Raw genomic sequence first — 13,004 nt, 5'->3', positions numbered from 1 at the left:
CCGTTACCGGGGGGAAGTTGATGCAGCGCACCAATGAACGGTTCGTCGAGCGCCTGCCGCTCGTTCTTCCTCATCCCGCTTATGCCTATCTGATCAGCGCGCTGCTTTGCGGCGTTGCCTTCGGCCTTCGCCTGCTGGCGGAGAGTTTCCTGCCGATCGGCTATCCCTTCGTCGCCTTCTTTCCGGTGATCATCCTGACGGCTTTTCTGTTCGGCGTGCGGCCCGGCACGTTCGCGGCGATCTTGTGCGGCCTTGTTTCCTGGTACGCCTTCATCCCGCCGCGCATGGCCTTCACGATGAATCCCGGCGTGGCGCTCGCGCTATGCTTCTATGGATTTGTCGCCGCCGTCGACATTGCGCTGATCCATTTCCTGCAACGGGCGAATGTCAATCTGGCGCTGGAGCGGGAGCGCAGCCGCGCGCTCGCCGAAAACCGCGAGCTGCTGTTCCACGAATTGCAGCATCGCGTGTCCAACAATTTGCAGGTGGTGGCCGCGATGCTGGCGCTGCGGAAGAACCATGTGGACCATGAGCAGGCGCGGGCCGCGCTGGACGACGCGGCCGGCCGCCTCGCCCTGATCGGGCGGATCAGCCGCACCCTGTACGATCCGGCCGATGAAGGGCAGGATATTCAGGGCTTCCTCACGCGCCTGACGCAGGATGTCGTGACCGCCAGCGGGCGCGAGGATATCAGCGTCAGCGTGGAAGCGCCGCCGGGCCTGACGCTGCAATCCCGCGTCGCCGTGCCGCTCGCCATCATCGTGGCCGAAGCGGTCAGTAATGCGATCGAACATGGCCTGCCGGACCGGGGCGGCTCCATCGCCGTGACGCTGGAAGACAGCAGCGGCGCATTGTCGTTGAAGATCGCCGATGACGGGGCAGGGCTGGCGCCCGGCTTCGAACTTGGCCATGGCCCCTCGATCGGGCTCAAGATCGCGACGGCGCTGGCCGCCCAGCTCAAGGGCCGTTTCGCGCTCGATCACCGGCCCGAAGGCGGCGTGATCGCCCGGCTCGACCTGCCTGCGGGAGCGCACTGAACGCCGCATGGGCCTGCCTGCCCATTCTGCCGCTTGGCGAGCGCCATTCGCTCCGCTATGACCCGGCCATGCTGACGAAAACAATGACGCGCATCGGCGCGGCCACCGCTCCGGTCCTGCTCGCCGCCCTCGCGCTTTCGGGCTGTGCGACGTCCAAGAACAAGGCCGACACCCAATATGTCGCGCGGGACGTGTCCACCCTCTACAATGCGGGCAAATACCGGCTGGATCGGGGCCAGTACAAGCTCGCCGCCGCCCTGTTCGACGAGGTGGAACGCCAGCATCCCTATTCCCCCTGGGCCCGCCGCGCGCAGCTCATGTCCGCGTTCAGCTATTATATGAACCGGGACTATAACGAGGCGATCGGCGCGGCGCAGCGTTTCCTGTCGATCCATACCGGCAACAAGGACGCGCCCTACGCTTATTATCTCATCGCGCTTTGCTATTATGAGCAGATCGCCGATGTCACCCGCGACCAGAAGATCACGCAGCAGTCGCTGGACGCGCTGGGCGAACTCATCCGCCGCTATCCCGACACGCGATACGCCGCCGATGCGCGGTTGAAGCTGGACCTGGTGAACGATCACCTGGCGGGCAAGGAAATGGAAGTCGGCCGCTTCTATCAGCGGCGCGGCCAGTGGCTGGCGGCGACACTGCGTTTCCGCACGGTCATCGACAAATATCAGACGACCACCCACACGCCCGAAGCGCTGGAGCGCCTGGTCGAAAGCTACCTCTCGCTCGGCATCCGGGAAGAGGCGCAGAAGGCGGCCGCCGTGCTGGGCCGGAACTATCCCGGTTCCAAATGGTATGAGCGTTCCTTCAAGCTCATGCGGGAACATGGCGGAAAGGCGTAACGGAATATAGCCCCTCCCATTCAGGGGAAGGGGCCGGGGTGGGTGCGAGCGCAGCGAGCGTCCGGCCTCTCGGATACAGGTGCCGCTTGGGACGGCACACCCACCCCCGGCCCCTCCCTAGAAAGGGAGGGGGGAGATTGTCAGGTGCTGACCACCCTCTCCATCCGCAATGTCGTCCTGATCGAGGCGCTGGACCTGGAATTCGGCGCAGGCCTTGGCGTGCTGACGGGGGAAACGGGCGCGGGCAAGTCGATCCTGCTTGATTCGCTGGGCCTGGCGCTTGGCGCGCGCGCCGACAGCGGGCTGGTGCGCAGCGGAGAGGCGCAGGCAAGCGTATCCGCGACCTTCGAGTCTCCGGCCCCTGATCACCGCGCCGCCCGGCTGCTGGCGGACAATGGCATCGACATCGAACCGGGCGAACCGCTGATCATCCGCCGGACATTGAAGGCGGACGGGGGCAGCCGCGCCTTTGTGAACGATCAGGCCTGCTCCGCCGCGTTGCTGCGGGAACTGGGCGGGGCGCTGGTTGAAATCCATGGGCAGCATGACGATCGCGGCCTGCTCAACCCGCGCGGCCACCGCAGCCTGCTCGACAGCTATGGCCGCTGCGATACGGGGGCGGTGGCCAGCGCCCATGCCGCATGGCGGGCTGCGGCGGACAAGCTGGCGGAAAGCCGCGAAGCGGTGGAGATCGCCGCGCGCGACCGCGACTATCTGACCCATGCGGTGGAGGAACTGTCCCGCTTCGCGCCGGAGCCGGGGGAGGAAGCGGCGTTGGCGGAGGAACGCGCGACGATGCAGAAGGGCGCGCGCCTAGCCGATGACCTGTCCGCCGTCACAGACTGCCTGACCGGATCGGACGGCGGCCTTGCCCAGTTGCGGCAGGCGGCGCGGCGGCTGGACCGGATCGTGTCCGAATATGAACCGCTCGCCGATGTGCTGGCGGCGCTCGACCGCGCGGTGATCGAGGCGGGGGAGGCGGAGGACCGGCTGGCGGGCGCGGCCGAGGCGTTGAGCTTCGATCCGGCGCGGCTGGACGCCATCGAAACCCGGCTGTTCGACCTGCGCGGCCTTGCGCGCAAGCATCAGGTGCAGCCTGACGATCTGGCCGCCCTGCGCGACGACATGGCGGCGAAGCTGGCCGCGATCGAGGGCGGGGAGGAGCATCTCGCCGCGCTGGAGGCAGAAGTCGCGGCGCGGGCAGAGGATTATGCGCGGGCGGCGCAGGCTTTGTCCGCCGCGCGCAAGGATGCGGCGGCCCGGCTGGACGCGGCGGTTGCGGGCGAACTCGCGCCGCTCAAGCTGGACGCCGCGCGCTTCCGCACCGTGGTCGCGCCGCTGGAGGAAGGGCAGTGGAGCGCCCATGGCATGGATCGGGTGGAGTTCGAGATTTCCACCAATCCCGGCGCGCCCTTCGCCCCCTTGGTGAAGATCGCCAGCGGCGGCGAATTGTCGCGCTTCATCCTGGCGCTCAAGGTCGCTTTGGCGGAGCAGGGCGGGGCGGACACGCTGATCTTCGATGAGATCGACCGGGGCGTGGGCGGCGCGGTGGCTTCGGCGATCGGGGAGCGGCTGGCGCGGCTGGCGCGGACCAACCAGATACTGGTCGTCACCCACAGCCCGCAGGTCGCCGCGCGGGGAGCGGGCCATATGCTGATCGCAAAGTCCAGCGACGGCACTGTTACCCGCACCGGCGTCCATGCCCTCACCGATGGCGAACGGCGCGAGGAAATCGCGCGCATGCTGTCGGGCGCCGAGATCACCGTGGAAGCGCGCGCGCAGGCGGAGCGGCTGCTGGAGGTTTGACACGTTCCGTTCGGTTCGAGCTTGTCGAGAAGCAGGCAGCGCAACAGTTCTCGACAAGCTCGAACCGAACGGGGATGGAGCAGATATGAATGACTCAGTCACCCCCGCCCAGCTGACAGAAGCCGAAGCCGCCAACCGCCTCATGCGCCTCGCCAGGGAGATCGCGCGGCATAACCGGCTCTACCATGACCAGGACCAGCCGGAGATCACGGACGCCGAATATGACGCCCTGATGCGCGAGAATAACGCGCTGGAGGCAGCCTTCCCGCAGCTTGTCCGCGCGGATTCGCCCAATGCGCAGGTCGGCGCGGCCCCGACATCGGGCCTGAAAAAGGTCCAGCATGCCGTCCGCATGATGAGCCTGGACAACGGCTTTTCCGACGAGGACATCGCTGAATTCATTGCCCGCGTCCGGCGCTTCCTTGCCTTGCCGGACGACGCGCCGGTCGCGCTGACGGCGGAGCCCAAGATTGATGGCCTGTCCTGCTCGCTGCGCTATGAGGAGGGGGAGCTGCGGCTGGCGGCGACGCGCGGCGACGGGACGACCGGCGAGGATGTAACCGCCAACGTCCGCACCATCGGCGACATTCCCCAGACGCTCACCGGCGCTGACGTCCCCGGCCTGTTCGAGGTGCGGGGCGAGGTCTACATGGCGAAGGACGATTTCGCCGCCCTCAACGAAAGGCTGCTGGCCGAAGCGGAGGACCCGGCCAAGGCGCGCCAGTTCGCCAATCCACGCAATGCCGCCGCCGGATCTCTGCGGCAAAAGGACCCCGGCGTCACCGCCAGCCGCCCGCTGCGATTTCTGGCGCATGGCTGGGGCGAGGTCAGCGCCTTCCCCGCCGAAACGCAGCTTGGCGTCATGCAGGCGATCGCCAGTTGGGGCCTGCCCGTGTCGGACCGGTTGGCCTGCGTCGATACGCTGGATGCGCTCATCGCCCATTATCGCGATATCGAAGCGGCGCGGGCGGACCTGCCCTTCGACATCGATGGCGTGGTCTACAAGGTGGACCGGCTCGATTGGCAGCAGCGTCTGGGTTTCGTCGCCAAGGCTCCCCGCTGGGCGATCGCGCATAAATTCCCGGCGGAGCGCGCGCAAACCACGCTGGAGGCGATCGACATCCAGGTCGGGCGGACGGGCAAGCTGACCCCGGTCGGGCGGCTGACCCCGGTGACGGTCGGCGGCGTCGTCGTGTCCAACGTCACGCTGCACAATGCCGATGAGATTGCGCGCCTGGGCGTCCGTCCGGGCGATCGCATCGTCGTGCAGCGGGCGGGTGACGTCATTCCGCAGGTGGTGGACAACCTCACCCGTGGCGAAGCGCGGCCGCCCTTCGTCTTTCCCGCCTCTTGCCCCGTCTGCGGGTCCGAAGCGGTGCGCGAAGAGGGGGAGGTGGATGTCCGCTGCACTGGCGGCCTCATCTGCGCGGCGCAGCGCTTCGAACGGCTGCGCCATTTCGTCAGCCGGGGGGCATTGGACATTGAAGGACTGGGCGAAAAGACGATCGAGGAATTCATCGCGCTTGGCTGGATCGCGGAGCCTGCCGACATATTCCGGCTGAAGACGCACAGGGCCGAGTTGCTGGGCCGGGAAGGGTGGAAGGACAAGTCCGTCGACAATCTGCTGGCGGCGATTGAGGCGAAGCGCAGCCCCGACGCCGCCCGCCTGCTCTTTGGCCTGGGCATCCGCCATATCGGCGCGGTGACCGCGCGCGACCTGCTCAAGCGCTACGAAACGCTCCCCGCGATCCGTGCCCTGGCGGAGCAGATCATCGAACTGCGGGACAGTTTCCCCATGGGTGAAGGGGAGGAGGAGGCCAGGCGCGCCAATCGCCTGAACAAGGCGATCGCGGAGATGATCGGCGTCGAAAATGCGGGCTCCGCTGTCGGCCACGCGCTGGCCGACTTCTTCCATGAACCGCATAACCGGGAAGCATGGGAAGACCTGCTGTCGGAAGTGTCGCCGCCGCCCTATGTCGTGGAAACCACCGCCAGCGCGGTGACGGGCAAGACGGTCGTGTTCACCGGCAAGCTGGAGACGATGAGCCGCGACGAGGCAAAGGCGCAGGCGGAACGGCTGGGGGCCAAGGCCGCCGGGTCGGTGAGCGCCAAGACCGACCTGCTCGTCGCGGGACCCGGTGCCGGATCGAAGCTGAAACAGGCCGCTGCCCTGGGCATCCAGGTCATAGACGAAGCCGCCTGGGCCGAGATCGTGAAAGCGGCGGGCTAGATCAATCGCTTCTGCGCAGGCAGGAATCAGTTCAAGGCCCGAACGGACTCCTACCTGCAACGGCAGATCGGATTTAAGCCGCGTCTTCTACCTTGTCCTGCGTCTTCGTTTCGAAGTCGCTGGTGTCATGGCGCTCGTGCAATTGCTCCTCCGGCGGGCCGAAAGCGCGATTGACGATGCGGCCGCGCTTAACGGCGGGGCGGGCGTCGACCTGCTTCGCCCACCGTTGGAGATTGCTGTAGCTCTCCGCATCCAGAAATTCCGCGGCCCGTTCATAGCTCCGGCCCAGCGCCACCCCGCCATACCAGGGCCAGATGGCGATATCGGCGATCGTATATTCATCGCCCGCGACAAATTCATGCTCCGCCAGCCGCCGGTCGAGCACATCCATCTGCCGCTTCACTTCCATGGTGTAGCGGTTGATCGGATATTCCAACTTTTCCGGCGCATAGGCGAAGAAATGGCCGAACCCGCCGCCCAGCAGAGGCGCGCTGCCCATCTGCCAGAACAGCCAGCTCAGCGCCTCCGTCCGCTTGGCGGGATCGGCGGGCAGGAATGCGCCGAACTTTTCGGCAAGGTAGAGGAGGATCGATCCCGATTCGAACACGCGCTGCGGCGGGGACACGCTATGGTCCATCAGGGCCGGGATCTTGCTGTTGGGATTGACCGAGACAAAGCCGCTGCCGAACTGGTCGCCTTCGTTGATGCGGATCATCCAGGCGTCATATTCCGCACCCTGATGCCCCGCCGCCAGCAGCTCCTCCAGCATGATGGTCACCTTCTGCCCATTGGGCGTGCCCAGCGAATAGAGTTGCAGCGGATTCTTGCCGACCGGCAGTTCCTTGTCATGGGTCGGACCGGCGATGGGCCGGTTGATATTGGCGAAGGCGCCTCCATTTCCCGGTTCCCAGGTCCAGACGCGCGGCGGTGTGTAAGGCTGTTTCTCTGTCATTCCGGTTTCCCCAAGGCACTTGATGACGATGGAAGACGAAGGCAGCACCCCCGCTTTCCGCCGCAAGGTAGGAAGCGGCCGGGCCGGGCAAAAGCCGTACAAGCAAAAATATGCTTGGGGCAGGGCATTGCCAGCACCGCTCGCCACGTCTCGTTTCCTGCACGGCGGGCCAGTCAAAGCCCCGCCGTGCATGGCTGAGCGAGGCAAATCGGGGTAGGCGGACATGGACGGCGGATGAACAAAATTTTCTGCCTGCCTCTTGACGATGATTTCCCGCCGTCCATATGAAACGGCGCTGGCACTCCCCAACCGGGAGTGCTAACAGAACCAGGTTCATCGGGAGAAGGAGCGACGGGCGCAGGCTTTCAGGGGATGTGTTTCCTTTGCCGGCCGCCCTTCCAGATCCCATCAACGTCGTAAGAGGGAAAGGTACTCAACATGGCATTTCGTCCGTTGCACGACCGCGTTCTCGTCCGCCGCGTAGAGGCGGAAGAGAAGACTGCCGGTGGCATCATCATCCCCGACACCGCCAAGGAAAAGCCGCAGGAAGGCGAAATCGTCTCCGTCGGCACCGGCTCGAAGGCCGAAGATGGCAAGGTGACTCCGCTGGACGTCAAGGCTGGTGACCGCATCCTGTTCGGCAAGTGGTCGGGCACCGAGGTGAAGGTCGACGGCGAAGACCTGCTCATCATGAAGGAAAGCGACATTCTGGGCGTTATCGCCTGACAGTGATCAGCTTTTCCTCCGTTCGTCCTGAGTTCGAACGGAGACCGGCAATTTCCCAATAGTCAAAAAAGCAGAGGTTTTTACCCATGGCTGCAAAAGACGTAAAATTCTCCCGCGACGCCCGTGAGCGCATCCTGCGCGGCGTCGACATCCTGGCCGACGCGGTCAAGGTGACCCTGGGCCCCAAGGGCCGCAACGTCGTCATCGACAAGAGCTTCGGCGCGCCCCGCATCACCAAGGACGGCGTTTCGGTCGCCAAGGAAATCGAACTGAAGGACAAGTTCGAGAATATGGGCGCCCAGATGGTCCGCGAAGTCGCTTCGAAGACCAACGACATCGCTGGTGACGGCACCACCACCGCGACCGTCCTTGCTCAGGCGATCGTCCGCGAAGGCATGAAGTCGGTTGCCGCCGGCATGAACCCGATGGACCTCAAGCGTGGCATCGACCTCGCCGTCACCAAGGTCGTCGAAGACATCAAGACCCGTTCCAAGCCGGTTGCCGGTTCGAACGAAGTCGCGCAGGTCGGCATCATTTCGGCCAATGGCGACGTCGAAGTCGGCCAGAAGATCGCCGAAGCGATGGAAAAGGTCGGCAAGGAAGGCGTCATCACCGTGGAAGAGGCCAAGGGCCTCGACTTCGAACTGGACGTCGTGGAAGGCATGCAGTTCGACCGCGGCTACCTGTCGCCCTACTTCATCACCAACCCGGAAAAGATGCAGGTCGAACTGGCTGACCCCTACATCCTGATCCACGAAAAGAAGCTGTCGAACCTCCAGTCGATCCTGCCGATCCTCGAAGCCGTGGTGCAGTCGGGCCGTCCGCTCCTGATCATCGCGGAAGACATCGAAGGCGAAGCGCTGGCGACCCTGGTCGTCAACAAGCTGCGCGGCGGCCTGAAGGTCGCTGCGGTCAAGGCGCCCGGCTTCGGCGACCGCCGCAAGGCCATGCTGGAAGACATCGCCGTCCTGACCAAGGGCGAAGTCATCTCCGAAGACCTCGGCATCAAGCTTGAGAACGTCACGCTCGGCATGCTCGGCACCGCCAAGCGCGTCACCATCGACAAGGACAACACCACCATCGTCGATGGCGCCGGTGACGCTGAATCGATCAAGGCCCGCACCGAGCAGATCCGCGCCCAGATCGAGACGACCACGTCCGACTATGACCGTGAGAAGCTTCAGGAGCGTCTCGCCAAGCTGGCTGGCGGCGTTGCCGTCATCAAGGTCGGCGGCGCGACCGAAGTCGAGGTGAAGGAGCGCAAGGATCGCGTCGATGACGCGCTGCATGCGACGCGCGCCGCTGTTGAAGAAGGCATCGTTCCCGGCGGCGGCACGGCTCTGCTGTACGCGACCAAGGCCCTCAAGGACCTCAAGGGCGCGAACGACGACCAGACCCGTGGCATCGACATCATCCGCAAGGCGATCGAAGCGCCGCTGCGCCAGATCGCCACGAACGCGGGCGTTGACGGTGCGGTCGTCGCTGGCAACCTGCTGCGCGAAAATGACGAGACCAAGGGCTTCAATGCCGCGACCGACACCTATGAAAATCTGGTCGCCGCTGGCGTCATCGACCCGACCAAGGTCGTCCGCGCTGCCTTGCAGGACGCGGCATCGGTTGCCGGTCTGCTGATCACCACCGAAGCCACCATCGCCGAACTGCCGGAAGACAAGTCCGCTGCTCCCGCGATGCCGGGCGGCATGGGTGGCATGGGTGGCATGGACTTCTAAAGCGATCGCAGCAGCGGGCGGACCACACTCCGCCCGCTGCCTGGATCGCGGCAGAGGACCAGTCCTTCGCTCACGCGAAAAGGAAGAAGCCGGTGGAGCGATCCGCCGGCTTTTTTCGTGGCCTTGCCTGCCGGCGGCTTTCCGGGCCGCTTTCAAATGTTAACCGAAAAATGCAGCGCAACCTACATTTTGCAGGCGTTTCGTTCCGATCAGGACAATAGCGTTAACGAAAAAATAAAGGGATGATGCGATCAGCGGGTTGGGAAGCGGAGACCCGCAATTTGCACGTTCTGACTACATTGTTGCAGAGGCTTGGGCTCCACCCCTCGGGCCAGGATGCAGACGTGCGCCGCAGCCTGGTGGAATCGCTTTACGCGTCCCCGGCATCCCTGACCATCGGTGCAGTCACCGGCGTCGCCGTGGGGCTTGTCAACTGCACCTTGTCGCCTTCCGGCCCGGTTCGGATCGTCGTGGCGCTGCTGTGCCTGGTGGCGACGCTGCGTGTCGTCTCCGCCATTTTCTTCCATCGTCAACTGGTGCGCGGCACCGCCGTGGCGTCGCGAAGCTGGGAAGTGGCCTATGAGCTGGGGGCCTGGTGCTATTCCGGGCTGCTGGGGCTCATGGCGTTCGTCACGCTCACCGGATCGCCCAATCCGGTCACGCATATGCTCAGCGTCTCCATGGCGACCGGCTATGCGGGCGGCATTTCTGGCCGCAACGCGGGCCGGGTTCAAATCGCCATCGGTCAGGTGTGCCTGACGCTGCTGCCCACCGCGCTTGGCCTGTGGTTGCAGGGTTCGACCGGCTACCGGGTGCTCGCGGTCGCCATGATCATGATGGTGCTGGGCCTCGCGGAAATCAGCTCGACCATCCACCGGATCGTGCTTCAGGCGCTGATCGGCAAAAGGGAAAAGTCCCTGCTTGCCGAAAAATTCAAGCGCCTTGCCCGTTTCGACAGCCTCACCGGGCTTGAAAACCGGATGGCGATGCAGATGCGCCTGCGGGAAATCTTCGAACATAATCACAAGAGGAACGATGCGGTGACCATCCTGTGGATGGACATCGACCGGTTCAAGGAAATCAACGATTCGCTGGGCCACATCATCGGCGATCAACTGCTGCGCAATGTCGCGGAGCGGTTGAACGAGGTCGTTCAGGATCGCGGGCGCATCGCCCGGTTCGGCGGGGACGAGTTCGTCATCATCTGCCCCGATATGGATCGTCTGACGGCGGCGGGCCTCGCGCAGGAAATCATCTCCTATTTCTCCCACGCCTTCGACCTTGGCGACAATCAATTGCAGGTCACTGCATCCATCGGCTACGCGGTCGCGCCGCAGGACGGCCGCGACATGGACGAGTTGATGCAGCATGCCGACCTGGCCTTGTATGAGGCGAAGCGTGGCGGCCGCAATCGCGCGACCAGCTTCAACTGGTCGTTCAAGGAACGTTTCAATCGCCTCCACGAAATTGAAACGGGCCTGCGGCGTGCGCTGGATTGCGGCGAATTGAAGCTGCTGTTCCAGCCGATCATCGATCTGGAAAGCGGACGGATCAGCGCTTGCGAGGCGTTGCTGCGCTGGGATCATCCCATATTGGGCCCAGTGCCGCCGTCCGAGTTCATCCCCATCGCCGAAGGCATGGGGATGATCGAGTCGATCACGGCCTGGGTGCTGCGTCAGGCCTGTCTTGCCGCGGCCTCCTGGCCGGACGATGTCCGCATCGCCGTGAACATCTCGCCCGCCTCGCTCAAGTCCGCCGAACTGCCCGCGAATATCATCGCCGTGCTGTTGGAGACGGGGCTTCCGGCCCGACGCCTGGAACTGGAAGTGACCGAGTCAATCTTCCTGGACGATAGCGGGCAAACCAACGCCATTCTGCGCGACCTGCAAAGGATCGGGCTGCGTCTGGCGCTGGATGATTTCGGCACCGGCTATTCGTCCCTGGCCTATTTGCGTTCCTACCGGTTCGACACGCTGAAAATCGATCAGAGCTTCATGGCGGGGGTGAGCGCAAATGCGGAAGACCGCGCGATCGTGAGGGCGATCGGCAGCCTGGCCCGTGAGCTTGCGATGGATACGGTGGCCGAAGGGATCGAAACGGCGGATCAACTCCACCACGCGCAGGAGGCGGGTTTCACGGACGTTCAAGGCTATCTGTTCAGCCGTCCCATCCCGCTCGACAAAATCACGGGCCTTATCGCCGCTGGTCCGTTGCAACTGGGCGAACATCAATGGCCGGGCAGGCCGGTGCGCAGCCGGATCGTCTGAACCCGGCGTCAGGCATCGCCATTCAGCGCAATCGCGTCTGTGCCGATGCCAGCCGCCGCATCATCCGCAAATCCCGTGACGGCAGCGACATGGCCGTGTCGGTCCATGCTTCCACGATATCCGTCAGTTCGGTGAGCGTAAGCGGATTGACCCGCCGTCCGGCCCGGTTGATCCCCACATAACCGGCATGATGGGAGATATGGTCCTTGATCCAGCGGACCGTTGCCGCTTCGCCTTCGCCTTCCTCCACCACCTGGGTGACGATCCCCATCTCGTACATTTCTTCGGCGGTGTAGACCTGGCCCTCCATTATCATCCGCCGCGCCAGCAGCGGCCCGACCCTTCGGGACAGGACGGAAAAAGCGCCCATACCGGGGAACAGGCCGAACAGCACCTCAGGCAGGCCGAAGCGCGCCTGCCGTTCCGCAATGATGACGTCGAAGCAGAGCAGGGCTTCCAGACCTCCGCCCAGCGCGTCGCCCTGCGCCAGCCCGATATTGATGATGTTCATGTCGTTGCTGTGCCAGATGCGATCGACGATCTCGCAGCAGGCCACGCCATAGCGCAGCAGAGTGTCGCGGTCGCGGCGCTCTATGCATTCGGCGAACATCTCCAGGTCGCCGCCCAGGTTGAAGACGCCGGGAAAGCGCGATCCCAGCACCATGAATTTCAGCATGCCAGCCTGATCGGCGAACAACTCGCGGCTTTCATGCAGCCATGCCCGCGTATCGCGAATCAAGGCGAGATTGGAGTTGGGCCGTTCAAGAGGCGTCATGAACGCCCAGAGCGTGCTTAGTTCCGGTTCCCAGCGCACGTCGATCTGTCCCAGGTCGAACAGTTTCGATCGTCCCAGCATGCCGGGAATGGAGGGTTCCGTAGCGGCGATCTGATGAATTTCGTCATCATGCGGCAGATCGCTCATGGACAGATCGTCAGCCTCGTCGCGTGCTGGGCTAAACCGCGCGGAATCAATCATCTGTGCCCCCGAATTTCGATCCGTCGTGAAGAAAACAGTCTTGATGACCGGAGGCAACCGCCCATGCTGCAAACGCCGCCGCGTTAACCCTTTTTATCGGGAACTGTTGCGCATAAGCTGCCGAAATCGCCCGATCATCAAGGTTAACGTTGTATTAATGCAACAAGGTGGCAACTCATACAAGTGTAAAAATATGGCGTCAGGGCTTTGTTAACCATTATTAATTAGAGGCTGGATGCATGGAACAGCATCGCACCGGCCGACAGATCGTGACGCTCCTGCTACATGATGAGGAGGGGGCGTCCTGGCGCCTCAGCCTCGCTGCGGACTGCCTCTGCTTCATCGGCAACTATCGCCGCGTCGAAGGTTTCAACATCGATGCGATCGTCGCCTTCGACGGAGTCCGCCGGAACGGCTGACGCT

At 64.1% G+C, this 13,004-nt stretch carries 10 protein-coding genes; 8 read left to right on the top strand and 2 right to left on the bottom strand.

All coding sequences use genetic code 11. The features are described from left to right. Positions 1-20 precede the first annotated feature (20 nt). The 4 genes from ET21_RS0104265 to ligA all read left to right on the top strand — a co-directional run bounded on the left by ET21_RS0104265 (position 21) and on the right by ligA (position 5,930). Positions 21-1,037 carry a sensor histidine kinase gene (locus ET21_RS0104265; protein WP_030538721.1) on the top strand — a complete coding sequence of 339 codons (1,017 nt, stop codon included), beginning with the start codon at positions 21-23 and terminating at the stop codon, positions 1,035-1,037. Between the two features lie 68 nt (positions 1,038-1,105). Then, on the top strand, positions 1,106-1,894 hold the full coding sequence (locus tag ET21_RS0104260; protein ID WP_030538720.1) for an outer membrane protein assembly factor BamD: 789 nt from the start codon (positions 1,106-1,108) through the stop codon (positions 1,892-1,894). Between the two features lie 144 nt (positions 1,895-2,038). After that, the gene (gene recN / locus ET21_RS0104255) at positions 2,039-3,700 is read left to right on the top strand and encodes a DNA repair protein RecN (protein ID WP_030538719.1); all 1,662 of its coding nucleotides are present in this window, start codon (positions 2,039-2,041) and stop codon (positions 3,698-3,700) included. An 85-nt stretch (positions 3,701-3,785) separates the two neighbouring features. Then, positions 3,786-5,930, top strand: coding sequence for an NAD-dependent DNA ligase LigA (gene ligA, locus ET21_RS0104250; protein ID WP_030538718.1), 2,145 nt, complete (start codon positions 3,786-3,788; stop codon positions 5,928-5,930). A 73-nt stretch (positions 5,931-6,003) separates the two neighbouring features. Here the strand turns inward: ligA and yghU are convergent, their stop codons facing one another. Then, positions 6,004-6,882, bottom strand: coding sequence for a glutathione-dependent disulfide-bond oxidoreductase (yghU, locus tag ET21_RS0104245; protein ID WP_030538717.1), 879 nt, complete (start codon positions 6,880-6,882; stop codon positions 6,004-6,006). A 438-nt stretch (positions 6,883-7,320) separates the two neighbouring features. Between yghU and groES the strand changes: the two genes are divergently transcribed. The 3 genes from groES to ET21_RS0104230 all read left to right on the top strand — a co-directional run bounded on the left by groES (position 7,321) and on the right by ET21_RS0104230 (position 11,605). Further along, a complete protein-coding gene (groES, locus tag ET21_RS0104240; protein WP_007688871.1) occupies positions 7,321-7,608 on the top strand; it encodes a co-chaperone GroES in 288 nt (95 codons plus the stop codon). Between the two features lie 86 nt (positions 7,609-7,694). Further along, positions 7,695-9,338, top strand: a complete 1,644-nt coding sequence (gene groL, locus ET21_RS0104235; protein WP_021237754.1) for a chaperonin GroEL — start codon at positions 7,695-7,697, stop codon at positions 9,336-9,338. A gap of 245 nt (positions 9,339-9,583) precedes the next feature. After that, positions 9,584-11,605: a bifunctional diguanylate cyclase/phosphodiesterase gene (locus ET21_RS0104230; protein ID WP_081856598.1), complete on the top strand. Its 2,022-nt coding sequence runs from the start codon at positions 9,584-9,586 to the stop codon at positions 11,603-11,605. Between the two features lie 22 nt (positions 11,606-11,627). Here the strand turns inward: ET21_RS0104230 and ET21_RS0104225 are convergent, their stop codons facing one another. Further along, positions 11,628-12,581, bottom strand: a complete 954-nt coding sequence (locus ET21_RS0104225; RefSeq protein ID WP_021237756.1) for a crotonase/enoyl-CoA hydratase family protein — start codon at positions 12,579-12,581, stop codon at positions 11,628-11,630. Between the two features lie 239 nt (positions 12,582-12,820). Here ET21_RS0104225 and ET21_RS0104220 point away from each other — a divergent pair, with 239 nt between their 5' ends. Next, positions 12,821-13,000, top strand: coding sequence for a hypothetical protein (locus tag ET21_RS0104220; RefSeq protein WP_021237757.1), 180 nt, complete (start codon positions 12,821-12,823; stop codon positions 12,998-13,000). Positions 13,001-13,004: the final 4 nt, after the last annotated feature.

This window comes from Sphingobium sp. DC-2 (genome assembly GCF_000722555.1).
Classification (GTDB): domain Bacteria; phylum Pseudomonadota; class Alphaproteobacteria; order Sphingomonadales; family Sphingomonadaceae; genus Sphingobium; species Sphingobium quisquiliarum.
This window is presented reverse-complemented; position numbering and strand designations above follow the sequence as displayed.